Here is a 22,063-nt window from a genome sequence, read left to right as displayed (position 1 = left end):
GGGTTTATGCGTCAGGGGCGTTGACCATGCTGTGCGCCGCGTAGACGAGGTAGTCCCACAGGCGTTTCTCCAGCTCGTCGGGGAGCTCCAGCGAGAGCACCGCGTCATGCATGTGCTTGAGCCAGGCGTCGCGCTCGGCCGGGCCGATGACGAAGGGGTTGTGGCGCATTCGCAGCCGCGGGTGCCCCCGCTGCGCGCTGTAGGTGTTGGGGCCGCCCCAGTATTGGATCAGGAAGAGGCTGAACCGGTCTTCGGCCCCGGCGAGGTCGTCCTCGGGATAGAGCGGTAGCAGCAGCGGATCTGTCACGACGCCTTGGTAGAAGCGGTGGACCAGACGCCGGAAGGCCTCCTCGCCGCCGACGGCGTCGTAGAAGGTCTGGGGTTCCTCGGGGATAGCGGACACGACTCCAAGCCTAAGTGACGTCAGCCGGCGATCGGGATGGAAGCCCGGTCAAGGGCGGACTTGATCCGGACGCGGAGCTCGCGGGCGACCTCGGCCTGCCGGGAGGGGATCGTCTTGGCGCTGATCCGGAAGACGATGGCGGTGTCGGAGATCTGCTCGATCCCCCAGACCTGGGGCTCCTCGACCATGACGCTGTCGCGGTAGGTGGAGTCGTTCCACATGTCCTCGACCACCTCCTTGAGCAGGGCGCGGACCGCGGGGATGTCGGAGGCGTACGACACCGGGACGTCCACGGTGGCACGGGACCAGCCCTGGGACTCGTTGCCGACGCGGGTGATGGTGCCGTTGCGGACGTACCAGACCCGGCCGTCGATGTCGCGCAGGCGGGTGATGCGCAGGGTGACCGCCTCGACGGTGCCGATCGCGGCACCCACGTCGATCACGTCGCCCACGCCGTACTGGTCCTCCAGGAGCATGAACATGCCGGCGATGAAGTCCTTGACCAGCTCCTGGGCGCCGAAGCCGACGGCCACGCCGACGATGCCGACGCTGGTCAGCAAGGGGGCGATGGGGACGGAGAGGCGCTCCAGGACGGTCAGGGCCGCGGTGCCGAGGATGACGATCGAGGCGACGGGCCGCAGCACCGATCCGATGGTCTCCGCGCGCTGCCTGCGCCGCTCGGCGGCGACCGCGTCGAGCCCCTCCAGCGCCACCGACTGCTTCCCGCGGAGGCGTCCGGCGATCGAGCCGCCGCTGGAGGAGGAGGCGCGCTTGACCACCCGCGTGATCAGCCGGTTGGCCACGTTGCGCAGGAGCAGTGCGATGACCAGGATGAGCATGATCGCGATCGTGCTCGCGATCACGGGAGCCCAGGTGGGAGGCAGGACGGATTGCATGAGGGTGCAGATTACCCCGCCGCCGTTCTCGCAGCCGTTGGTTAGACCCGCGCCCATCTTGAGGAGTTCGTCAACCACCGGTCCGTCAGTGGTTTCGGGGGTGGGGGCGGGGGTGGGGGCGGAGACGGGCAAGAACACGGAGCGGATCCCTCTCGGATCGGATCGGTCGGCGAAATGGGCAAGTCACGTTGCCTACCCATATTGCCTACCGAACCGGCCGCCGTCACATCACGCCGGGGAAGACGGGACATCCGGACCCCGGGGCCGCGGGGGGCGGGGCCGGACACTCCGGTGACGGGCGGCTCGGGCGGGGCACGCACCCGGAAGCGTGTCCCGTGCCGTTTCCGAGGGGGATCCCTCCGGTCACCGTCCGGACGGGTCCGGACGGCAGCTCGCGTTTTCCGATCTTCTCGCGTGCACAGGGCCCGCGTTCACAGGTCTTGGGGCCGACGGGGTGCCCAGCGTCCGAGGACGCTCCGCACCGGTCACCCCGCCGGCCCCGCAGAGCCGCGTTGGGGGCGGCGGTCCGGACGGCTGCGACTCCGTCCGGACCGCCGCTCGTCTCACTCCCCCACCGCGGCGAGTACGCGGGCGACCTTGGTCGCGGCACCGGCCGGGTCCTTCGCCGTGTGCATCCGCTCCCCCCAGGACCACCAGTAGTACCAGTCCCGGTGGCTGGGGGCGGCCTGTGCTCGGCAGGTGACGTTCTCCGCCAGGCTGGTTGCGCTAGGGTTGATCACGCGCACGAAGGCGCGACCCGACTGGGTCCGCACCACTCGGGCGTGCAGCCCGCGAGCGTCAAGTTCTGACACCAGCCGCTCCAGGTGCCCGAAGTCGTCTTCCCCCACCTCGTCCCTCCTCTTGGTCGCCCATACCGCACCGAATCGTGTTCGCTTGGTTACGCGAATCAGTGCTGGTTGGCCAAAGATGACTCACCTGGGCCGATGGGTCAACGGAGGGAAAAGCAAGATCGGGTTGTGCCTTCTCCCAAGTAGGTTGAAAGAAGCAGTCCGGTGGTGGACGATCCTTAGCCGATGGCTCTATTCGCGCGTTCCGGATGAGCCAAAGTTGGTCCATCATTCTCGGTAGGCACAGTGCGACACCTGAATCACACTGAGTCACGGGAGAGGACCGGTCGGGACTAGTGTGCCAGCCAGCCCCGCTGGCCACGAGAGAGGGGCCGGTATGTCCGGCAGGCAGCACAGGGAGACAGAGTTAGCTCGGCAGATCCGGGCCAGAGGCCTGGCGGCAGGGCATGGCTCGGCTCAGATCGCCGAGGAGATCCACGACAAGTGCGGTCCCCAGTTCGGGACCACGCGCATCAAGGGTCACCGTCTCGCGCATGGCGTCGCTCTCGCCGACGTGATCGAACAGATACGGGCGCTGTTCGAACGCGACGGCAAGTCGGCGCCGGGTATCGGTGAGACGCTCCTGTCCGCTTACGAGAGCGGGCTGAAGCGTCCGGGGCCCGAATACCTCCACTACCTGTGCTCCGCCTACCGGGTCGAACCGGCATCTCTCGGGTACGACGGCCCGTGCATCTGTGGCCACGGCCACAAGGCGCCCGGTGCAGTCCGAGGTGATCTCCAGGATGGAAGACCCGACACTTCCCCTGGTCCGCGTGAGCGGCTGATCCAGTCGATCGGCGGCGACCCTTCCGCGGACGGGGGCGAGGAGGACGAGAACGTGCTACGGAGGACGCTTTTACAGCTTCTGGCCGGCACCGGCGTCGCGCTGGACGGACAGGTGCTTGGATCTGTGGAGAACATTCGCAGGAGGATGGACGAGACCCTGGTGTCGGCCACCGTTTCGCCTGCGATGCTCGATCAGTGGGAGGAAGCCACCATCGGCTTCGGCCGCCAATACATGAACACGCCGCCGCTGAGGCTGCTCTGCGACGTGCTGCTGGAGTTCAGCGCCGTGCGCAAGGCCATGGAGCGGCGGCAGCCGGTGGACCTGCAGGAACGGCTGTGCCGCATGGCGGCCCAGCTCGCCGGGCTCAGCGGCATGATCATGGTGAACCTCGGCGACCACAGGATGGCCCGGTCCTTCTTCAGGACCGGCAGGACGGCCGCCGACGACACCGGTGACCGCGCGCTCCGCGCCTGGGTCATCGCCAGGGAGGCCCTGGTCCCGCTCTACTACGGCGACCCGCGCGAGGCGCTCAACCTCGCGAGGAAGAGCCGTGATCTGGCCGGCCAGACGCCGTGCGCGGCCCAGGCCATGGCCCCGGTCTTCGAGGCCCGCGCGCTGGCGATGCTGTCGGGTTCGGGGAAGAAGGACGTGGTCGACCAGGCCAAACGGGCGCTGTCCCGGGCCAGGGCGGCGTTCTCGCAGATGACCGCAGCCGATCAGGAGGACTCGACCTTCGGCTACACCGAGCGCCAGCTCTACTTCCATCAGGGGGACGCGCTGGTGAGGCTGGGCCAGGCGATGGAGGCCGACCTCATCCTGGAGCAGGCTCTCACCAAGTACGGCCCGGCGGACTGGCTCGATCCCACGATCATCAAGCTTGACCGGGCCAAGTGCAAGCTCCTTGAGGGGGACCTGGAGGAGGCGCTGTCGATAGCCAGGTCCGCCCTCGCCGGGCTGAACCAGGGCGGCAGGCCCGACATCCTCATGCAGCGCGCCCATGAGGTGGCCAAGGAGGTGGAGGCCAGGAGCCCCGACCATCCCGAGCTCAAGCTCTACCTGGAGGCGCTGCGCCCCGCGTCGGCGGATCCGTCCGAGGGCGATACATGAGGCTCCGGCGCTATCGCTGGTCCGACCTGGAATCCGTCTGGGCACTGCATCAGATCTGCCTCGCCCAGGTGGGCCTCGCGCCGGGAGACGGCGTCTACTACGAGGACGACTTCCCGAGGATCAACGAGATCTACATCGCCGGCCAGGGGGATTTCCTCGTGGGGGAGATCCCGGGCGGGCGCATCGTCGCGATGGGCGGGCTCCGCCGGATCGACGACGAGACCGCTGAGCTGTGCCGCCTGCGGGTCCATCCGGAGTTCCAGCGGCGAGGCTTCGGCGCCCAGATGAGCGTGGCGCTGGAGACGCGGGCGATCGAGCTGGGTTACGTACGGCTCCGCGGGGACACCACCCTGAACCAGCCGGCCGCGATCGAGCTCTACCGCAAGCGCGGCTGGCGTGAGATCGGCCGGGAAGAACGAGGTGGGTGCGTCGTGCTTTATGGCGAGAAAGATCTCGTTCTTGCCATGTCCCATCTTGCTCCATTTAAGTAAAGTTAAGACTGTTTTATAGTCAAGTATTGCGATCTAGTGAAATGACAGAATACTTATTCTTCGTACCTGTAGTCATTTTCCCGTGGGGGGTACGATGAAGAAGATCATTGTTCGCAAACCTGGCACCACCAAGCTGAGCGGTGCTTCCAGCGTCATCCACAAGGGGTGAGGGAGCATCTCTGGCTGATCGGGCCGCTCTCCGGTGACCGTGCGGACCCGTCCCCCCTGGTGGTGAACGGGCACCGGCGGTCGCGTGGGCCCTATACGGTCGGCGGTGCCATTTTGCGCGCGGTCGTCCCCGAGGTCCTGGAACGGGCCCCCGCGCACGTCGCGTTTCACGACATCGAGATCCGTAGCGTGGCCCCCGATCTGCGGGATCGGGTGGCCGCGCGACGGGAGACCATAGACGCGCGGATCGATGACGACGAGCGGATCCTCGTGCCCGCGCCCCGCCGTACCCTCAGGCTCGCCAACGGGGTGGCGGAGTTTCTCGGCGCGTGCCTGAGCGAGCCGCGCACGCTGGTCGTGGAGAACGTCCACGAGGCCGACCCGACCGACCTCGAACTGCTCGCTGTGCTGGTCAGACGGCTGGATCCCGCGCTGCTGACGATGGTGCTCGCCTCGCGGCAGCCGCCGCCGCGCTGGTTCCGCGGCCGTGTGGCGGCCTCCGCCGGGCCCGGGGCGGGGCAGGTTCACGCCGGTCCCGGCGAAGGAGGGCCGCCGCGTGCCGACGGCGCCGCCCACGTGGCCTCCGACTGCACCGACGAGCGATCGCGTGCCGCCTACGAGGCGCTGGACCCGGCGGAGCGGGCCAGGCTGCACGACCTGCGGGCCGCCGAGCTGGAGGCCGCCGGGGAGTTCTCCCCGCGCCTGGGCGCCGTCCCCTTCCACCGGGAGCACGGCGCCGACCCCCGCGGCCGCGGGGCCGAGGCGCTCTGGACGGCCGTCGACCACTGCGTCAGGGAGGGTTTCCTGGACGCGGTGACCGAGCTGGGGCGGCGCGGGCTGGGGCTGGCAGAGCCCGGATCGGACCTCTGGTGGCGCTTCGCCCAGCGCACGGCCACCGCCCTGGGAGCCCTGTCCCGCCAGGACGAGGCCCGTGACCTCTATGAGCGCGCCCGGCGTGGCAGCCAGGACCCCGCGGTGCACGCGGCGTCGGCGTACGGCACGGCCATGCTCGACGCCCGTCACCCCGACCCCGCCCGGCGGGACCTGGACCGGGCCAGGGGCTGGATCAACCAGGCCGTCGCCATCTCCACCCTGCTGCCGGACCGGGAGGAGCGCGCCTTCAAGCTCGGCTTCGACCGCAACGGCCAGGCCCTCATCGAGACGCGCGCGGGCGAGACGCGCAAGGCTCTCTCACTGGTCGAGTCGGCCATCGAGCTGGCGCGGCGGGATCTGCCGCCGGGCCGGCACCCGGTGCACCGGATGGTGCTGTACGCCAACCGGGGCCGGCTCCTCGCCGAGCTGGGCCGTACGAAGGAGGCCCTGGAGGAGTACGCCGAGGCGATCGCCGTCGACCCGCTCTTCGCCGACCACTACCTGGACCGGGGCAACCTGCTGCTCCGGCTGGGGCTGACCGATGAGGCGCTGGCCGACTACGAGGCCGCGATCCGGGTGAGCCCGCCGCTGCCCGAGGCCTACTACAACCGGGCCGAGGTCCGGCTCGCGCGGGGGGATCTGGCGGGCGGCCGGGCCGACCTGGACCACGTGCTGGAGCTGGACCCGGACCATCTGGACGCCTACATCAACCGGGCGGGCGTGCTGGCCGTACTCGGGCTGGCGGCCGAGGCGCGGGCCGATGTCGAGACCGGGCTGGCGCTCATGCCGGGCAGTCCCCACCTGCTGACCGTGCAGGGGCAGCTGGACACCGCGGCCGGGCGCTTCGAGGAGGCCGCCCGTGCCTTCGACGCGGCCCTGGACAAGGACCCCGGTCTCGGTACGGCCTGGGCCAACCGGGGCATCCTCCGCTACGAGACCGGTGACGCGGAGGGCGCGGTGGCCGATCTGTCCAGGGCGATCGAGATCGAGGAGGGCCCGGAGCTGTACTTCAACCGGGCGACCGCTCTGCGGGCTCTGGGCAGGGGGGAGGCGGCCACGGACGATCTGCGCCGCGCCCTCGATCTCGATCCCGGTGATCCCGACATCCGGCGGGCTCTGGGGCTGCGCTGAGATCCGTATCGCGGATCAACGGCTCGCCAAGCCTTTGCCCGCTTTGGTCCCGGTCCGGCCTGAGCGCATATGGCGCGGGCGGCCTCTCGAGTAGCGTCGGAAGAAGTCGGAAGAAGTCGGAAAAAACAGACCAAAGTGGGCAGTTATGGACTACGACCGGTTTCTCTCGATCGTCCAGCACGCGGCCGGTGTCGACCGGCAGACCGCCGAGACCACGGTCCGTGTGGCGCTCGAAACACTCGTCAAGCGGCTGACACCGGATCAGGCCCGGGACCTCGCCGAGCACCTGCCGCGGGAGCCGGCGGGGCTGCTGCCGCAGGATCATGTCCAGGAGAACGTCTACGCCGACGAGTTCCTGCGCCGGATCGCCGAGCGTGAGCGGGCCGACCTCCCGGCCGCCGAACGGCGCGCGGGCGCCGTCTTCCTGGCACTGAGCCGGGCGGTGCCGACGGCCGTGTTCACCCGGGTGGTCTCGGAGCTTCCGGAGGACTTCCGGCTGCTCGTCGAGAGGACCGTCGCCGAGGCCGGTCCGACCCTCACGCTGGAGGAGTTCCTGAACCGGGTCGCCGGCCGGGCGGGACTCGCCGACAAGCAGGGAGCCTGGCGGGCCAGCGAGGCGGTGCTGGAGACGCTGGGGGAGCAGATCAGCGTGGGCGAGATACGCGACCTGATGGAGGCGCTGCCCACCGAGCTGTCCTCCGCGCTGGTGCGCGGCAACGAGGGGAGCGACAACGCTCCCGGGACGACGCCGCTGGAGGACTTCCTCGCCCTCGTCGCCCTGGAGGAGGGGGTCTCCGTGGACGAGGCGCTCAGGCACGCCCGCGCCGTCCTCGCCACGGTGCGGGACGCGGTGACCAAGAAGGAGTTCCACGACCTCACCTCGCAGCTCGCGCGCTCCTACATCGAGGAGCTGGTGCCCGCGTGAGGTGGTGGATCCGGGCGCGGTGGAGAGAAGCCCCACCTGGGGAGAATTCATCCCCTCCGCGGTGATTGTTTTTCCTCCGACTATCCCGCGGGTGTTGATTTTTCCCCCATAGGTGGATTTATCCATACCGTCGGCGTCCGAGGTGGATGACTTTCCCCCGAAGGGGGCGGTGTTTCCGCTCCGGGTGGGGATGTCTTGCACTGAGGAGGGGCCTCCGGCGCCCGCCCGGGAGGGGAGGGGGCCTCCTGTCACGGGCTCACCGGCGTGCTCGGGCCGCGGGTCAGGCCGGTGGGGCGCGTTCGACGATCGGGCCGACGGCCCCGGACTCAGTGATGAGCCACCGACAGCACGTAGCCGGCGTCTTCATGGCCGGATGGCGTCATGCCGCTGCCGAGCATGATCAGGGCCTGCTCGGAGGGGCTGGCGGGTTCGGCGTGAATGGTGATCAGTTGCTGGCCGGGAGCACTGTTGATGTCGAACACCTCGCAGGTGAGGATCAGGTCGCCGACCTCGTGGTGGCGGAGTGGCGTGACCGCGCGCGGTATGGGAGCCACGTCGTGCCGCGCCCACAGCCGGCGGAAATCCGCGCTTTTGAAGGAGAGCTCGTCGACCAGTTCGGTCAGGCGAGGGTCGTCGAGGTCCACCCCCGCGGCGGCGCGCAGGCGGGCCACCTTGGAACGGGCGACCTGCTCCCAGTCCAGGTCGAACTCGCGGTAGAACTCGCGCGCCGAGGGGTCCAGGAAGGCCATCCGGAGCAGGTTGTCCGCGTATTCCCGCCCCTCGTAGAGGGCGGTGGCCAGCGGGTTCGCGGCCAGCACGTCCATCCAGCGGTTGATCACCAGCGCCGGAGTGTACGGCCAGCTCCGTATCAGCTGCAGCAGGTCCGGACTGACATGCTCCGTTTCGCCGGTCGCCCTGCGCCGTGGCCCCGGATGGGCGAGTTCGTGCAGGTACGCCGCGGCGTCGGGGTCGAGGTTCAGTGCCCGCGTCAAGGCGCCGAGCACCTGCTCGGACGGATGGCGTTCGCGTCCCTGTTCCAGACGGATGTAGTAGTCGGTGCTGACCCCGGCGAACATCGCCACCTCTTCCCGGCGCAGTCCCGGGGTACGGCGGGGACCGGAGTGCAGCAGCCCCATCTGTGCGGGGGAAGTGGCTTCGCGCCGAGCGCGAAGGAACTCCCCCAGAACGTTGTTGCTGTCCATTTTGTCACCGTGTGGTTGGGTTCATCCCTTGATGCCGAAAACCGGGGAACCGGATGCCGTATTCCTCGGTTCCAGGATCGACTTCCCGGGAGCCGGATCGGTCCCTTCCGTGGAGGCGGCCACGCCCTCGGTGTGCCGTGGTGATCGTGGCCGGAGAGCGGGGCCGGAAAGTGCCGGCCTCCGCGCGTCGCGCGTCTCCCCGGCCGCCGGCGACTCCGGGAGGTCCACCGGAGGTGGGGCGCTCCTGGGAGTAACACTCCTACCTTCCCTGGAGGCACCCTGCCTAGCGTTTGTAGCAGGCGCCGTGTCGGTGTCCTGCACACCACCGATTCGGAGTTCCATCAGCCCGGGCATCACCCGGGGCGCGACCGATTCGACATGGAGTGATCCGTCATGACCAAGCTCAGAAGCGCTCTCGCGGCTGAAGCGATGATGGCTTTCGCCCTCATCGCGCCCGCGACGATGCCGGCCCAGCCCGCCGGCGCCGACACCGAGGTCGTTCTCACCGTCCAGGGCGACGGCGGCAGCGCCAACGGCGCCGCCAACGGCAGCAGCGGCGCCAACGGCCGCTGAGAGGGGGCGCGCTCCGATGAGGACGGGCCCGGCCCGGGGAGCCGTCCACCCTTGCCGGAGGCCGGAAGGGCTGACGACCCTCCCGGCCTCCGGCGGGTACGGCCTCCGCCCCGGGGCCGGGCCCGTCCCGCTTCCCGATTGACGCGTGCTGAACGCCATGTTCGAAGTGCGGAACATGGCGTTCAGCCGATGACGGCCGCCCCGCCGGAGGGCGACGGTCATCCCGGGGCGGGTGGCCGGCGTCCCGGATCAGCCCAGCCGGGTGATCCGGGAGACCACCTCCACCAGGTCGGGCGGCTCCAGCGCGTCGGGGAGCTCGGCCATCTCGGCCGGGGAGAACCAGCCGGAGCCCAGGTAGGTGTCGTTCTCCTCGGCCGTGAGAGCTCCGGGGCCCACCGCCGGGGTGCCCTCGAACCTGGCCAGATAGAACCGTTCGGTCTTGACGTAGTGGGTGCCCAGCCAGTCGAACTCCCGGCGCACCGGCACCCACCGGTCCAGCACCGCCTCACCCGGCAGCCCGGTCTCCTCGGTCAGCTCCCGCCGCGCGGCCTCGAAGGGCGTCTCGCCCGGGTCGATCCCGCCGCCCGGCGGTTCCCACAGGGACACGCCGCTGACCGTGTCGCGCCAGTGCATCAGCAGCACCCGGCCGTCGCCGGCCACGCAGACCACCCGTGCCGCGGCCCGATCGCTCGCCGGGGAGGCGTCCGCGCCACCCGGGGAGGCGTCCGCGCCACCCGGGGAGGCGCCCGCGTCCGTCTGAGAGTCGCTCATAGACCCGGGACGCTACCACCACCTATCGCCTCAAGAGGCCCGAAGCGACTGCCGAAAAGCGATGATGACCTGCGGAGACGTCCCCAACCTGGCAACCTTTGCGCGGTCAACCGTGCCGGAGGTCCTCACGCAGAGCCGGAGTGCTCCGGCCCAGTGAGGAAGGACGTTCATGCGTTCACGCAACGCGGTGGTGGCGACAGCGGTCGCGGTCACGATCCTGATCCCGGCGACGGCGGCCCTGGCCGGACCCGGCACTTCCACGCCTGTGACCCCCGTCCCGAGCTCCACCCCCGAGGAGGTCCCGAACACCACGGCAGCCCGGACCGCCCCCGTCCCGGTGCCTGACGTCCCGGACGGCATCAGCACCAGCAAGGTCCTGGTGATCGGGCTGGACGGCCTGCGGCACGACCGCATCGCCGCCGCCGACGCGCCGAACCTCGACTCGCTGATCGCGAACGGCACCTTCGGCACGAGTCTGCTCTACACCGGCCCGATGGCCGCTACCTCCAGCGGGCCGGGCTGGTCCACCGTCGCCACCGGCACGTGGCCGGACAAGCACAAGGTCAGGAGCAACGTCTTCGCGGGCAAGCGCTACGACCTCCACCCCGACTTCCTCACCCGGCTGGAGAAGATCGACCCGGCCTACTCCACCTACGCCGCCATGGACTGGAAGTCCCTCGGCGACCAGGGCACCTTCGGTACCGGCATCGACGCGCGGATCGTCCTCGACGGTGACTCCGCCGGATACCCGGCGGAGGACGAGCGGGTCATCCAGGTCTCCGAGAAGGTGCTACGCGACCGCAACCCGGATGTCGCCTTCGTCTACCTGGGCAACGTCGACATCGTCGGGCACGACAGCGGCGCCGCCGGCCAGGCCTACCTGGACGCGATCGCCACCGCCGACACCTCCATCGGCCGCCTGCTGAACGCGGTCCGGACCCGCTTCACCTTCCACAACGAGCGATGGACCGTGATCGTCACCACCGACCACGGCCACACCGACGCCGGCGGCCACGGAGGCTCCAGCGTCGAGGAGCGCCGCACCTTCGTCCTCGCCGCCGGTCCCGGCATCGCTCCGGGAGCCACCCCGTCCGACACCCGGCTGGTCGACGTGGCCGCCACCGTCTTCGGCCAGCTGGGCCTCCAGCGCCCGGCGGGCCTGGACGGCAGGTCCGTCGCGCTGCGCGCCACCGACCCCTTCGACCGCCTCCCCCTCAAGGAGCGGGCAGACGAGGGCGGCATCCCGGCCGGCGTCAGGGGGTTCACCCACACCGCGCCCGCCGGCTGGTCGGTGGAGAACAGGGGGCTGCCCTCCGGCGGTGTCGAGGAGTGGCGCGGCTGGACGTTCACCACGGACGAGTTCTGGTCCCGCGCCCAGCGCGACCAGTGGCGGGAGCTGTTCGTCCGCGGCCGCGGCGTGTTCGCCGTGGCCGACTCCGACGAGTGGGACGACCGCTCCCACGGTGCCGGCACCTTCAACTCCACCCTGGTCAGCGCGCCGTACCCGGTCGCGGGCCGCTCGTCGGTGCGGCTCGGCTACGTCACCCACTACCGGCAGGAGGGCGACCAGAAGGGCCGGGTCCTGGTCTCCTTCGACCGCGGCCGTTCCAAGATCGTGAAGGTCTACTCCGCCGACGCCGTCGCCAAGGTCGAGTCGGTACCCGTCACCGTCCCGGCGGGCGCCACCAGGATGACCGTCCGCTTCCGCTACTACGACGCCGACAACAACTGGTACTGGGCCGTCGACGACCTGCGCGTCTCCTGAACCGCCGCGCACGGGCCGTACGGAGGGATCCCGTACGGCCCGCACCCGTTCCCGGAGGCCGGATGAGGCGTGCCGCGAGGTCAGCGCTTCATCGCGCCGTCGGCGATCGCATCGGCGGCCTCGCTGATCGCCATGCCGACGATCTCCAGGCGCCGGACCAGCTCGCGCTCCTTCATGGTCTCGGCGCTGATCGGTCCGGAGAAGATGCGGGCGATCTCGTACTGGTACATGCGCCGGATGGTGCCGCCGATCTTCTTCGCCTCCAGCGCGTCGTGGGCGATCGCCGAAGGGCGGGACGCCAGGTCGTGGACCGCGGCCTCCAGGGCCTCGATGCCGACGATCACCTGGTCGAGCATGGGGGCGAAGCGCTGCTGGTCGTGGACGCGGTAGAGATGCGACTCGCGGACGAAGTCGCGCAGGGAGTCCAGCACGTCGTCGATCGAGCGCGACAGCCGGAACAGGTCCTCGCGGTCGATCGGCGTCACCAGGGAGCCGGACAGCTCCTCCACCAGACGGGCGCGTTCGGTGTCGCCGCGATGCTCGATGGCCCGCATCCGCTCGTGGGCGTCGGTACGGCCGGTGTCGCCGCCGATCATGGCTATGGCCAGCCAGGCGCCCTGCTTCGTGGCCTCCAGCTGCCCGATCAGCGCTTCGGCGAGCGCGCTGTCCATGCGGCCCGCCATCAGATCCCGCACCCGCCGCAACCGCTTCACGCGATCACCCCTCGGACGATGAGCGCCGCCGCCGCGGCGAGCAGCCCGCTCACCGGCAGCGTCAGCGTCCAGGCTAGGACGATCTTCGTGGCGGCGTGCCAGCGCACCCGGCCGGAGCTCTCGGCCACCCCGGCCCCGATGAGGGCGCCGGCGATCGTCTGGGTCATGCTCACCGGCGCGCCGACCGCCGCGCAGCCGATCACGGCGGCGCCGCTGGCCAGCTCGGCGGTCACGCCGTGCAGCGGGCGCGAGGCGATGATCCCCCGGCTGAGGGTACGGCCGGCACGCGGCAGGCCGTACAGGGCGCCGATCCCGAACAGCACCGCCACGGCCACGCAGACAAGGAGGGGAGGGCTGGAGAGACCGAGGGCGAGCATGAAGACGGCCAGCATCTTCTGGCCGTCGTTGGCGGCGTAGGCCAGGCACTGCAGGGTGAACCCGGCCCGGTGCCACTGCCGCAGCGTGCGGCCGTGCGCCAGCCGCACGAGCAGCCGGATCGTCAGGATCGCCAGCAGCCCTCCCGCGAACGGCGCGGCCAGCGCGACCGCGAGCACGAACAGCACGGCGCCGGCTGAGACGGGCAGGTCCCAGCCCAGGCCCGCGCCGGTGAGGGCGCCCACGATGGCGAGGGTCAGGCTGGTGGGCAGCGCCCGGTTGTTGAGGACCGCGACGACGGCCAGCGCGGCGAGCACGGCGACGGCCAGCGCGATCCGGCCGTAGGGGCCGTCCATGCTCGCCAGCCGGGTGGTGAAGGTCATCGCGACCTGGGAGGTCGCCAGGGGGACCAGCGCGACCGTGACCATCATCATGATCACACCGGCCAGGGGCGGGATGCTGGGGATCTTCAGCCCGGTCGCCAGGAGCGCGCCGCCGTCGTTGACCCCGGTGACGACCGCGAAGAGTCCGGCGAGCGACGTCAGGGCGACCAGGCTCACGCTTCCACATCCCAACTGAACGGCAGGTGAAGGACAAGGCCGGTTCGGTCATGGGGTCCATAGGCGAATGACGGCTGCCCTCGCTCGTGGTCCATGGGTGGTGCCCCCAGTGCACCGATAAGGACATACCTACCCAGAGGTTGAGTGGATGATGGACGAAGAGCTCATCCTGTTGAGCCCCGGGCCGGCCCGTACCTCGCAGCGCGTCAAGAACGCCCTGCTCCGCGGGGACCTGTGCCACCGCGAGCCGGAGTTCACCGGGCCGCTGTCCCGGATCCGCCGGTGACCACGCCTCGGACATGGTGCGGGTGGAGTCGGGCGGGGCGCTGTACTCTGCCCAGGTCGGCGTGAGGGCGCCGTACGATCCGACCTCGTCGAGGGTGAAAGTTTATGAACGAGCGAGTCAGAAGGCCCGTCGCGGGCTCCGAGCCGCTGGGCGAGGAGGTCGTATGAGCTCCGCCGCCCAGTACGTGCTGACGTTGTCCTGCCCGGACCGGCCCGGTGTGGTGGCCGCGGTCTCCGGCCTGCTGGCCGAGCAGGGCTGCAACATCATCGAGAGCCAGCAGTTCGGGGACCCCGTCGCCGAGCGGTTCTTCATGCGCGTGCAGTTCTCCTGCCCGCTCTCCGACGCCGAGCTCCGCACGGCCATCGCCGCGCTCGCCCCCGACTTCGGGATGGACGTCAGGCTGCGGGACCTGGCCGTCAAGCCGCGCGTGCTGGTGATGGTCAGCAAGTTCGGCCACTGCCTCAACGACCTGCTCTACCGCACACGCTCCGGCCTGCTCGACATCGAGATCGTCGCGGTGGCCTCCAACCACCCCGACATGCGCCCGCTGACCCAGTCCTACGGCATCGACTACCACCACCTGCCGGTCACCTCCGCGACCAAGTCCCGGCAGGAGGCGGAGATCCTGAGCCTGGTCGACCACTACGAGGCCGACCTGGTGGTGCTCGCGCGCTACATGCAGGTGCTGTCGGAGGACCTCTGCGTCAAGCTCGCCGGAAACGTGATCAACATCCATCACTCGTTCCTGCCGTCGTTCAAGGGGGCCAAGCCGTACCACCAGGCCCACTCCCGCGGGGTGAAGCTGATCGGCGCGACCGCCCACTACGTGACCGCCGACCTCGACGAGGGGCCGATCATCGAGCAGGAGGTCGCCCGGGTCAACCACACCCACTCGGCGGAGGACCTGGCCGCCATCGGCCGCGACGTCGAGTGCCAGGCCCTCGCTCGCGCCGTACGGTGGCACACCGAGCAGCGGGTCCTTCTCGACGGCCACAAGACCATCGTCTTCCCCCGTTAGGCGGGCACCGGCCGCCTTCCCGCGTCAGGCGGCACCGGCACGCGGACGAGGACCTGGACGGGTCACGGGCGGTACGTCCCGAAGAACCACTCGTTGCCCTCCGGGTCCTTGCACGCGTAGTCGCGCGACCCGTAAGGCTGGTCGGTCAGCTCCATGGTGATCTCCGCCCCGGCGCCGACGGCCCCGGCGTGATGGGCGTCCGGATCGTCCACCGCGACGTAGATCCCGGGACCGCCCGGTTCGCCGGTCCCGGTCATGACCATCCCGGTGCCGACGGTCAGCTCGGCATGGTCGACGCCCCCGTCGCCCGACCTGACGAGCTCGTGGACCTCGAACCCGAACGCCCGGACCAGCCAGTCGACGGCCTTGGCCGGCTCCCGGTAGCGGACCAGCGGATATACCGTTCGCATGGTTTCCTTCCCTCCTGTACGGCCTGTACGGCCTGTACGGCCTGTACGGCTACCGCCAGGGTGCTCGGAGGCGGGCCGTACCGGCTTGGAGGAATCTGACCTCGCCTCAGCCCGGGGTGGTGGCCGGGCTCCCGGACCGGGGCGCCGCCACCTCGCGCGGGGTGGCTCCCGTCATGGCCTTGAAATCGCGGTTCATGTGGGCCTGGTCGTAGTAACCGCACCTGACCGCCGTGTCGGCCAGGGGTAGCCCGGCACGCAGGCGGGCGGCGGCGTGCTCGAACCGCAGGACCTTGGCCACCGCCTTCGGGGCCAGGCCGATCTGGTCGTGGAAGCGGGAGACCAGGTGCCGATGGCTCCAGCCGAGCTCCTCGGCGAGCGAGGCCACGGCGATCGTGCCTCTGGTGGCGACGAGCCGGCCCCAGGCCCATCCGATCCGCCGGTCGGGCTCGGGCGCGGCGTGGATCCGCCGGGTGAGCAGCTCGTCGAGGAGGGCGAGCCGGGCCTGCCGGTCCGGCGCCCCGGCCAGCCGCTCGACCGCGGTCTCCGCCCACGGCCCCAGCGCCTCCTCCAGGGAGACCACCCGGTTGGCCAGCTCGCTCATCGGCATCCCGAGCAGCCGCCGGGCCCCGAGCGGCGTGAGGTCGACCTGCACCCCCTCGGCGAGACCGGTCATGGTGGTGTCGACGTAGGTGTCGTGGAGCCCGCCGGCGAAGGAGGCCAGCCGTTGCGGCGCCTCGGCTCCCGGACCGTCCAGCGCGAGCGGCTCCGCGAACCCGAAGATCATCACTGCCCCGGCGAAGGGGGGCTGCCTGCGCGGCAGGGGCCGGGTGTAGCGCTCGGTGTAGGCCGACAGATGGGTGACGTGCGGTCGCAGGTGACGGCCCGGCCTGCCTTCGAGGAAGACGAGGCCCTCGCTGCCCTCGCTCACCGCGGCGTCTTTCACGCCCTGACGATAACGACCGGCACCGACAGTCCCGGCCGTCCGGCGCCGATGACGACCGGCGCCGGCAGTCCCGGCCGTCCGGCGCCGATGACGACCGTCCGGCGCCGGCGATCCCGGAGACGGTGACCGTCCGGCACCCACGATCCCTGCCGTCCGGCGTTCACCCCGGCGCCGCGGGACGCCGTGGAGCCTGCCACGGAGCCGGAGGGGGAGCCTCCCCGGGACCGCCGGCGGCGGTCCCGGGACGCGCGTGCCGTGCCTACGACGTCAGCCCCGTGTGATGGGCGAGGAAGGTGAGCTGGTCGGCGGCGAGCTCGACGGTCTTGCTCACCGCGCGGGCGCCGTGGCCGACCTCGGTCTCGTTGCGGAGCAGGATCGGCCGGTCGGAGGACTGGGCGTGCTGGAGGGCGGCGCACATCTTCCAGGCATGCAGCGGGTGGACCCGGGTGTCGGACTGGAAGACGGTGAACAGCGTCGCCGGGTACGACACGCCCTCGCGGACCCGGTGATAGGGCGAGTAGGCGTACAGCCAGGCGAACTCGTCGGGCTTCTCGGCGGAGCCGTACTCGACGTTCCAGGTCGCGCCGAGGCCGAACAGCTCGTAGCGGACCATGTCGAGCAGCGGGGCCGAGCAGACGACCGCGGCGTACAGGTCGGGGCGCTGCGTCAGGGCCGCGCCGACCAGGAGGCCGCCGTTGGAGCCGCCGGAGATGGCCAGCCGGGAGGTGGTGGTGACGCCGGTGGCGATCAGGTGCTCGGCCGCCGCGTGCAGGTCGTCGTAGACGTTCTGCTTGTTGGCGAGCATTCCCGCCCGGTGCCACTCCTCGCCCTGCTCGCCACCGCCGCGCAGCTGGGCGATGGCGTAGGCGCCGCCCGCCTCGACCCAGCTCAGGATCGACGCCGAGTAGCCGGGGGTCATCGAGATGCCGAAGCCGCCGTAGCCGTACAGGATGGTCGGGCGCGGGCCCTCGGCGCCGGGCTTGGAGATCACCAGCATGTGCACCTCGCTGCCGTCGGCCGAGCGGTAGGTCACCTGCTCGGTCTCGACGGCGGGCACCTCGACGGCGCCGGGGGAGGAGGCCCAGAGGGTGGTCTCACCGGTGCGGGCGTCGTAGCGCTGGATGGTCGGCGGGGTGGTGTTGTCGGTGTAGCCGAACCAGGCCTCGTGGCCGCCCTCGGGGCGCTCGCTGATGCCGCCGATCGTGCCCAGGCCGGGCGTCGGCACCTCCCCGACGCGCTCGCCGGTGACCAGGTCGTGGACGGAGATCTCGCTGATCGCGTGGCGGGTCCAGCCGACCAGCATGACCGGCCGGTCCAGGTCGTCGAGGATCGCGAAGTCCGACAGCACGGCCTCCGGGTCCTGCGGGATCAGGTCGCGCCAGTGCTCGAACTGGGGGGTGGAGGGATCGGTCACGCAGATCCGCCCGCGCGGGGCGTCGCGGTCGGTGAACACGTAGAGCCTGCCGTCGCGGCCGAAGTGCACGGCGCTCTGGGCGTCGACGTCCTCCTGGACGACGACGAGCTCCGGCGACTCGGGAGAGGAGGCCACGAGGTCGGCCACCCACAGGTCGTTGCGGGGCGCCGTGCCGCGGGAGGCGGAGATCTGCAGCCAGCGGCCGTCGCGGGAGACCGCGACGCCGTAGTAGTTGGTCTTCTCCATGCCGTCACCGAAGATCAGGACGTCCTCCTCGGTGGAGGTGCCGATCCGGTGCAGGTAGACCCGGCGGTGGAACTGCTCCTCCCCGTCGGGCACCTCGGTGGCGGGCAGCCTGCGCACGTAGTAGAACGCCTCCCCGCCGGGGAGCCAGGCCACGGGGGAGTAGCGGCAGCGGTCGATCGGCCCCTCGATCCGCTCGCCCAGCACGACGTCGATCAGGTAGAGGCTCGACTCCTCGTCGCCGCCCACCGAGATCTGGTAGGCGAGCAGGCGGCCCTCCTTGTCGGGCTGCCAGGAGTCGAGCGTGGTGAGGCCGGTCGGGTCGAGCGCCATCGGGTCCAGCAGCGCCCGCTCGGTGCCGTCGGGGGCGACGGTGTAGAGGACCGCGTGCTCCTGCTCCGGGGTGCGCCGCATGAAGAACCCGCGCTCCCCGCGCCAGACCGGCGCGCCGATCGAGCCGGACCTGAGCAGCTCGGCGATCCGCGCCTTGAACGCCTCCCGGCCCGGAAGCCCGCCCATCTCGGCCGCGAAAAGCGCCTCCTCCTCCGCCAGCCACGTCTTGGCCGCCGGATCGTCGGGGTCCTCCAGCCATCGGTAGGGGTCGGGGACGGGGGTGCCGTGCAGGTCCTCGACGAGTTCATCACGGCTGGCTGGAGGGTATGGCTGTCGCGTCATGGCAGGAACCCTACGACGTTCCGCCGACAACACGGGCCCATTGCGCGAGGGGCGTATCCGATCCGTCACGGGAGGAGTTAAAAACTAGTAATGCGGGCATAAAACGTACCAGGCGTCCCTTCAGTCATTTATGGGTGGCTCATTTATGAGTGGCGGGAACGACGATGCAGAAGCCAAACTTGGTTGAGGACGGTGCCGTGGTGACCATCCGCTGGGCCGTCCGGCGGAGGTCCTCGTGACGGAAGCACCCGGGCCCCAGGAGGGGCCGCCAACCGGGGCACGCGACAGCGTGCCCCCTCAACTGACGCGTCGCGTAGCGGGAAAGGCCCGCTGATGCGCCAAGTCCTGCTGTTGAACGCCACCTACGAACCCCTGACCACCCTCTCCCTGCACCGCGCGGTCGTGCTCGTGCTCAGGGAGAAGGCGGACGTCGTGCACCGCGACGGGCGGGGCGCCGTGTTCCGCTCGGCGAGCCGCACGCTCGACGTGCCGTCGGTGATCAGGCTTCGCCGATATGTCCGTATCCCCTACAGGTCGCGGATCCCGCTGACCCGGACCGCGTTGATGCGCCGGGACGACTACCGGTGCGCCTACTGCGGCCAGCGGGCCGAGACCATCGACCACGTGATCCCGCGCTCGCGGGGCGGCCCCCACACGTGGGAGAACTGCGTGGCCTCGTGCACGTCGTGCAACCACCGCAAGGCGGACCGGATGTTGGAGGAGCTGGGATGGACGCTGAGCGTCGTCCCGGTGGTGCCACGCGGCGTCCACTGGCGGTTGATCGGCGCGCACAGTGTCGGCGATCCCCTGTGGGCGCCTTATCTCGCGGAGAGCGCGGCCTGAGGGCGGCGTGCAACCCGTTCGCCCCGGCCCATCCGTTTCGGCACAATCAACATATGGGATGGATGTTCACCTCCGATGTCGAGGTGTATGCCGGGGCGGCGGAGCCGTGGCTGCTACGGGACCCGGTCCGCAACACCGTCCCGCTCACGGTCCTGCGTGGGATCCGCACCGGCCTGTGGGGCGACGACGTGCTGCTGGCGTGGCTGGAGCGGGACGGTGAGACCGTCGCCGCGGCCAGCCAGACGCCGCCGCACCCCCTGCTGCTCCCTGACGTCCCCGTCGACGCCGTCCGCGAGCTCGCCACCCGGCTGATCGAGGCCGAACGGGCGCTCCCCGGCGTCTCCGGGCCCCGCGCGCAGGCCGAGGCGTTCGCCGGCGCCTGGTGGCGGCCCGAGGCCGGGCGCCGCTCCGAACGCCTCTACCGGCTCGGCACGCTCGTCCCGCCGCGCCCCTTCCCCGAGGGGGCCTCCCGTACGGCCGTCGCCGACGACCTCGAACAGCTGGTCAGGTGGTCCAACGAGTTCCAGGCCGAGGCCGGCGGGGTCCTCCCCGTCGACCTGACGTCGCTGGTGGCCAGCAGGATCAGCCGCGAGGAGCTGGTGCTGTGGGAGGCGGGCGGCCGGCCCGTCGCGTTCGCCGGGCGCTCCTCACCCATCGCGGGCATGTCCCGGGTCGGCCCGGTCTACACGCCCCCGGGGTTCCGCAGGAGGGGATACGGCGCGGCGGTCACCCATGCCGTGACGGCCAGGGCGCTGGCGGGGGGCGCCACGGAGGTGCTGCTCTTCACCGACCTGTCCAGCCCGACCTCCAACTCGATCTACCAGGAGATCGGCTACCGTCCGGTCGCGGACTACGCCTCCATCCGCTTCACGTGAGTAACCTGTGTGTCATGCCGCGCTATGACTTCCGCTGCCGTGCCTGCGGGTCCACCTTCGAGCTCTCCCGTCCGATGGCCAGTTCCGGCGATCCCGCGTCCTGCCCGCAGGGACACGACGACACCGTCAAGCTGCTGTCCACGGTCGCCGTGACCGGCGGGTCCGGCGCCGCGGCCCCCCGACCGGCCGCCGGTGGCGGTGGCGGTGGCGGTGGCTGCTGCGGTGGCGGCTGCTGCGGTTAGGCCCCCTCCGCGGGTCTCCGCTCCTGCCCGAGCCGCGGCTCCCTCCTGGGCCGCGGCTCCCTTCTGAGCGCGCCGACCATGAGACGGGCGACGCGCTCGACCGTGGCGATGCCCGTGTCCTTGCCGGGGCTCCGCTCCGACAGCACGGCGACCAGCAGGTCGTGATCGTCCGAGCGGAGCCTGCCGATGCTGTTGACGGTCCACAGGCCGCCGTGCACCCGGGCCGGGAGCCAGCCGTTCTTCAGCGAGACGTGGTCCCCGGCGGACGCGGCGGCGCTCACGCCCCAGGCCTGGGGCGTGACGACCGACGACATCAGCGCCGCCGCGAGGCGCCGGTTCGCCGCGCCGATCGGCCCGGACGGGGAGCTGAGCGCCCAGAGCACCTTGAGCTGCTCGGATGCCCGGCTCCTGGTCACGCCCCAGTAGGGCCCCGGGCCCGGCCAGGTGTCCCCGGCCCCGAGCGCGTGCATCACCCGGGCCAGGCCGTTCTGGCCGCCGATCGCGGCGTAGAGCTCCTGCGCGGCCCGGTTGTCGCTCTTCCTGATCATCACCTCGGCCAGGGAGCGTTCGTGGCGGGTCAGCGGCCGCCGGGCCGCCTCCGCCTTGAGCAGCAGCGCGGCCAGGATGCCGACCTTGGCCACGCTCGCCAGCAGGAAGTGCCGGTTGTCGCGGTAGGTGTAGCCGGCGCCGGTGGCCCGGTCGAACACCGCCGCCGCCACCCGGCCGGGACGGTCGTCCAGGTAGTCGTCCAGCGTTCGGGTGAGGCGGCGGCGGTCCTCGGCGGTGAGGACCGCCGGAGCCCTGTCCGGCGTGGTGACGGCGGACGACAGCGCCCGCCACACCCTCCCGGCCGGGACGGGCGGCGGTCCGGCGGCCGGATCCGGCGGCCGCGCGCAGCCGGAGGCGACCGTCGTCATGGCGACGACGAGCGACGCCCCCCGAACCCTCATGGCGGGAGTCTGCCACCCGGCTTCCCGGATCCAGCCGAGTGACAGGTCAAGATCCGGCTATGCGACGCGCTCGTTCCGCATGGCGCGCCGCCTGCCCTGGAAGGGGAGGAAGTGGTCGGCCGTATGCGGCTGGGCGGGCAGGAAGGTGGGCTCGGTGGCGACGATCCGGTCGAACCGGAAGGCCCTGATCCCGCGCCGCAGGCGGCACATTCCCACGAGGTACCAGTAGTCGCGGTGGACCATGCACGTCACCGGGTCGACGTCGCGGACGGTGATCCGTCCGGACACGTCCCGGTAGTGCAGGCGGACCACCAGCTGGGAGGTGATGGCGTTGGCGATGGTCCGGGCCCGGTCGGCGACGGGGGCGGGCATCGGATCGGTGAGGGTCGAAAGCGTGGTGGCGATGACCTCGTCGTCGAGCTGCATGTGCTCGAACGCGTGGCGCAGGCCGCTGCGGGCGGTGTTGGCCTGCGGGCCCGAACCCAGGTGCGCCAGGGACAGGGCGAGGGCGGCGATCTCGGCGGTCGTCAGCGGGCTGGCTGAGGGCTTCATGACGTTAGCCATACCCAAATAATA

23 protein-coding genes are annotated in these 22,063 nt (G+C 70.9%); 11 read left to right on the top strand and 12 right to left on the bottom strand.

The window, feature by feature from the left end; translation table 11 throughout:
- Window positions 1-4: 4 nt before the first annotated feature.
- The 3 genes from SROS_RS35480 to SROS_RS35470 form a co-directional block, all read right to left on the bottom strand.
- Window positions 5-403: a globin gene (locus tag SROS_RS35480; protein ID WP_012893771.1), complete on the bottom strand. Its 399-nt coding sequence runs from the start codon at window positions 401-403 to the stop codon at window positions 5-7.
- Between the two features lie 20 nt (window positions 404-423).
- Entirely contained in the window at window positions 424-1,299 is an 876-nt protein-coding gene (locus SROS_RS35475; protein ID WP_245564390.1) for a mechanosensitive ion channel family protein, read from the bottom strand.
- Window positions 1,300-1,862: 563 nt separating this feature from the next.
- Window positions 1,863-2,147, bottom strand: a complete 285-nt coding sequence (locus SROS_RS35470; RefSeq protein ID WP_012893769.1) for a hypothetical protein — start codon at window positions 2,145-2,147, stop codon at window positions 1,863-1,865.
- 337 nt (window positions 2,148-2,484) lie between these two features.
- Here SROS_RS35470 and SROS_RS35465 point away from each other — a divergent pair, with 337 nt between their 5' ends.
- The 4 genes from SROS_RS35465 (at window position 2,485) to SROS_RS48155 (ending at window position 7,629) form a co-directional block, all read left to right on the top strand.
- Window positions 2,485-4,041, top strand: coding sequence for an NsdA family TPR-like regulatory protein (locus SROS_RS35465; RefSeq protein WP_012893768.1), 1,557 nt, complete (start codon window positions 2,485-2,487; stop codon window positions 4,039-4,041).
- Entirely contained in the window at window positions 4,038-4,532 is a 495-nt protein-coding gene (locus SROS_RS35460; protein ID WP_012893767.1) for a GNAT family N-acetyltransferase, read from the top strand. Before SROS_RS35465 ends, SROS_RS35460 begins: the two co-directional genes overlap by 4 nt.
- 165 nt (window positions 4,533-4,697) lie before the next feature.
- The gene (locus SROS_RS35455) at window positions 4,698-6,704 is read left to right on the top strand and encodes a tetratricopeptide repeat protein (RefSeq protein WP_012893766.1); all 2,007 of its coding nucleotides are present in this window, start codon (window positions 4,698-4,700) and stop codon (window positions 6,702-6,704) included.
- A gap of 145 nt (window positions 6,705-6,849) precedes the next feature.
- Window positions 6,850-7,629, top strand: a complete 780-nt coding sequence (locus SROS_RS48155; protein ID WP_012893765.1) for a DUF2267 domain-containing protein — start codon at window positions 6,850-6,852, stop codon at window positions 7,627-7,629.
- Window positions 7,630-7,955: 326 nt separating this feature from the next.
- Here the strand turns inward: SROS_RS48155 and SROS_RS35440 are convergent, their stop codons facing one another.
- On the bottom strand, window positions 7,956-8,831 hold the full coding sequence (locus tag SROS_RS35440) for a helix-turn-helix transcriptional regulator (protein WP_012893764.1): 876 nt from the start codon (window positions 8,829-8,831) through the stop codon (window positions 7,956-7,958).
- Window positions 8,832-9,224: 393 nt separating this feature from the next.
- On the opposite strand from SROS_RS35440, the gene SROS_RS35435 reads away from it, so the two are divergent.
- On the top strand, window positions 9,225-9,404 hold the full coding sequence (locus SROS_RS35435) for a hypothetical protein (RefSeq protein WP_012893763.1): 180 nt from the start codon (window positions 9,225-9,227) through the stop codon (window positions 9,402-9,404).
- Between the two features lie 249 nt (window positions 9,405-9,653).
- Here the strand turns inward: SROS_RS35435 and SROS_RS35430 are convergent, their stop codons facing one another.
- Window positions 9,654-10,175: an NUDIX hydrolase gene (locus tag SROS_RS35430; protein WP_012893762.1), complete on the bottom strand. Its 522-nt coding sequence runs from the start codon at window positions 10,173-10,175 to the stop codon at window positions 9,654-9,656.
- Window positions 10,176-10,344: 169 nt separating this feature from the next.
- Here SROS_RS35430 and SROS_RS35425 point away from each other — a divergent pair, with 169 nt between their 5' ends.
- A complete protein-coding gene (locus SROS_RS35425; protein ID WP_012893761.1) occupies window positions 10,345-11,940 on the top strand; it encodes an alkaline phosphatase family protein in 1,596 nt (531 codons plus the stop codon).
- A gap of 80 nt (window positions 11,941-12,020) precedes the next feature.
- Here the strand turns inward: SROS_RS35425 and SROS_RS35420 are convergent, their stop codons facing one another.
- Both SROS_RS35420 and SROS_RS35415 read right to left on the bottom strand, forming a co-directional pair.
- Complete coding sequence (locus SROS_RS35420; RefSeq protein WP_012893760.1) at window positions 12,021-12,653, bottom strand: DUF47 domain-containing protein; 633 nt, start codon at window positions 12,651-12,653, stop codon at window positions 12,021-12,023.
- Window positions 12,650-13,588: an inorganic phosphate transporter gene (locus SROS_RS35415; RefSeq protein WP_012893759.1), complete on the bottom strand. Its 939-nt coding sequence runs from the start codon at window positions 13,586-13,588 to the stop codon at window positions 12,650-12,652. Before SROS_RS35415 ends, SROS_RS35420 begins: the two co-directional genes overlap by 4 nt.
- A 148-nt stretch (window positions 13,589-13,736) precedes the next feature.
- On the opposite strand from SROS_RS35415, the gene SROS_RS51395 reads away from it, so the two are divergent.
- Together SROS_RS51395 and purU are read left to right on the top strand one after the other, a co-directional pair.
- A complete protein-coding gene (locus tag SROS_RS51395; protein ID WP_012893758.1) occupies window positions 13,737-13,874 on the top strand; it encodes a class V aminotransferase in 138 nt (45 codons plus the stop codon).
- Window positions 13,875-14,037: 163 nt separating this feature from the next.
- The gene (gene purU / locus SROS_RS35410) at window positions 14,038-14,892 is read left to right on the top strand and encodes a formyltetrahydrofolate deformylase (RefSeq protein WP_012893757.1); all 855 of its coding nucleotides are present in this window, start codon (window positions 14,038-14,040) and stop codon (window positions 14,890-14,892) included.
- A gap of 62 nt (window positions 14,893-14,954) precedes the next feature.
- Here the strand turns inward: purU and SROS_RS35405 are convergent, their stop codons facing one another.
- The 3 genes from SROS_RS35405 to SROS_RS35395 form a co-directional block, all read right to left on the bottom strand.
- The gene (locus tag SROS_RS35405) at window positions 14,955-15,302 is read right to left on the bottom strand and encodes a VOC family protein (protein ID WP_012893756.1); all 348 of its coding nucleotides are present in this window, start codon (window positions 15,300-15,302) and stop codon (window positions 14,955-14,957) included.
- Window positions 15,303-15,408: 106 nt separating this feature from the next.
- Window positions 15,409-16,245 carry a helix-turn-helix domain-containing protein gene (locus SROS_RS35400; protein ID WP_012893755.1) on the bottom strand — a complete coding sequence of 279 codons (837 nt, stop codon included), beginning with the start codon at window positions 16,243-16,245 and terminating at the stop codon, window positions 15,409-15,411.
- Between the two features lie 259 nt (window positions 16,246-16,504).
- Window positions 16,505-18,577 carry a prolyl oligopeptidase family serine peptidase gene (locus SROS_RS35395; protein WP_012893754.1) on the bottom strand — a complete coding sequence of 691 codons (2,073 nt, stop codon included), beginning with the start codon at window positions 18,575-18,577 and terminating at the stop codon, window positions 16,505-16,507.
- Between the two features lie 333 nt (window positions 18,578-18,910).
- On the opposite strand from SROS_RS35395, the gene SROS_RS35390 reads away from it, so the two are divergent.
- From SROS_RS35390 to SROS_RS35380, 3 genes are read left to right on the top strand one after another with little or no spacing between them, the layout of a single operon-like run.
- Window positions 18,911-19,420 carry an HNH endonuclease gene (locus tag SROS_RS35390; protein ID WP_012893753.1) on the top strand — a complete coding sequence of 170 codons (510 nt, stop codon included), beginning with the start codon at window positions 18,911-18,913 and terminating at the stop codon, window positions 19,418-19,420.
- 53 nt (window positions 19,421-19,473) lie between these two features.
- Window positions 19,474-20,295 (top strand): GNAT family N-acetyltransferase, encoded by an 822-nt coding sequence (locus tag SROS_RS35385; protein WP_012893752.1) that lies wholly within the window; start codon window positions 19,474-19,476, stop codon window positions 20,293-20,295.
- Between the two features lie 14 nt (window positions 20,296-20,309).
- Window positions 20,310-20,537 (top strand): FmdB family zinc ribbon protein, encoded by a 228-nt coding sequence (locus SROS_RS35380; protein ID WP_043653618.1) that lies wholly within the window; start codon window positions 20,310-20,312, stop codon window positions 20,535-20,537.
- Here SROS_RS35380 and SROS_RS35375 read toward each other — a convergent pair.
- Together SROS_RS35375 and SROS_RS35370 are read right to left on the bottom strand one after the other, a co-directional pair.
- Window positions 20,534-21,487, bottom strand: coding sequence for a serine hydrolase (locus tag SROS_RS35375; protein ID WP_012893751.1), 954 nt, complete (start codon window positions 21,485-21,487; stop codon window positions 20,534-20,536). The two genes, SROS_RS35380 and SROS_RS35375, sit on opposite strands and share 4 nt — an antisense overlap.
- 57 nt (window positions 21,488-21,544) lie before the next feature.
- Window positions 21,545-22,051 carry a helix-turn-helix transcriptional regulator gene (locus SROS_RS35370; protein ID WP_012893750.1) on the bottom strand — a complete coding sequence of 169 codons (507 nt, stop codon included), beginning with the start codon at window positions 22,049-22,051 and terminating at the stop codon, window positions 21,545-21,547.
- Between the last annotated feature and the right edge of the window lie 12 nt (window positions 22,052-22,063).

This window comes from Streptosporangium roseum DSM 43021 (genome assembly GCF_000024865.1).
Classification (GTDB): Bacteria; Actinomycetota; Actinomycetes; order Streptosporangiales; family Streptosporangiaceae; genus Streptosporangium; species Streptosporangium roseum.
This window is presented reverse-complemented; position numbering and strand designations above follow the sequence as displayed.

Bases quoted from the DNA above. Each gene is read 5' to 3' on its own strand.
- SROS_RS35475 (WP_245564390.1), bottom strand. From the start codon at position 1,299: ATGCAATCCGTCCTGCCTCCCACCTGGGCTCCCGTGATCGCGAGCACG.
- SROS_RS35465 (WP_012893768.1), top strand. From the start codon at position 2,485: ATGTCCGGCAGGCAGCACAGGGAGACAGAGTTAGCTCGGCAGATCCGG.
- SROS_RS35460 (WP_012893767.1), top strand. From the start codon at position 4,038: ATGAGGCTCCGGCGCTATCGCTGGTCCGACCTGGAATCCGTCTGGGCA.
- SROS_RS48155 (WP_012893765.1), top strand. From the start codon at position 6,850: ATGGACTACGACCGGTTTCTCTCGATCGTCCAGCACGCGGCCGGTGTC.
- SROS_RS35440 (WP_012893764.1), bottom strand. From the start codon at position 8,831: ATGGACAGCAACAACGTTCTGGGGGAGTTCCTTCGCGCTCGGCGCGAA.
- SROS_RS35435 (WP_012893763.1), top strand. From the start codon at position 9,225: ATGACCAAGCTCAGAAGCGCTCTCGCGGCTGAAGCGATGATGGCTTTC.
- SROS_RS35430 (WP_012893762.1), bottom strand. From the start codon at position 10,175: ATGAGCGACTCTCAGACGGACGCGGGCGCCTCCCCGGGTGGCGCGGAC.
- SROS_RS35425 (WP_012893761.1), top strand. From the start codon at position 10,345: ATGCGTTCACGCAACGCGGTGGTGGCGACAGCGGTCGCGGTCACGATC.
- SROS_RS51395 (WP_012893758.1), top strand. From the start codon at position 13,737: ATGATGGACGAAGAGCTCATCCTGTTGAGCCCCGGGCCGGCCCGTACC.
- purU (WP_012893757.1), top strand. From the start codon at position 14,038: ATGAGCTCCGCCGCCCAGTACGTGCTGACGTTGTCCTGCCCGGACCGG.
- SROS_RS35405 (WP_012893756.1), bottom strand. From the start codon at position 15,302: ATGCGAACGGTATATCCGCTGGTCCGCTACCGGGAGCCGGCCAAGGCC.
- SROS_RS35395 (WP_012893754.1), bottom strand. From the start codon at position 18,577: ATGACGCGACAGCCATACCCTCCAGCCAGCCGTGATGAACTCGTCGAG.
- SROS_RS35390 (WP_012893753.1), top strand. From the start codon at position 18,911: ATGCGCCAAGTCCTGCTGTTGAACGCCACCTACGAACCCCTGACCACC.
- SROS_RS35385 (WP_012893752.1), top strand. From the start codon at position 19,474: ATGGGATGGATGTTCACCTCCGATGTCGAGGTGTATGCCGGGGCGGCG.
- SROS_RS35380 (WP_043653618.1), top strand. From the start codon at position 20,310: ATGCCGCGCTATGACTTCCGCTGCCGTGCCTGCGGGTCCACCTTCGAG.
- SROS_RS35375 (WP_012893751.1), bottom strand. From the start codon at position 21,487: ATGAGGGTTCGGGGGGCGTCGCTCGTCGTCGCCATGACGACGGTCGCC.
- SROS_RS35370 (WP_012893750.1), bottom strand. From the start codon at position 22,051: ATGGCTAACGTCATGAAGCCCTCAGCCAGCCCGCTGACGACCGCCGAG.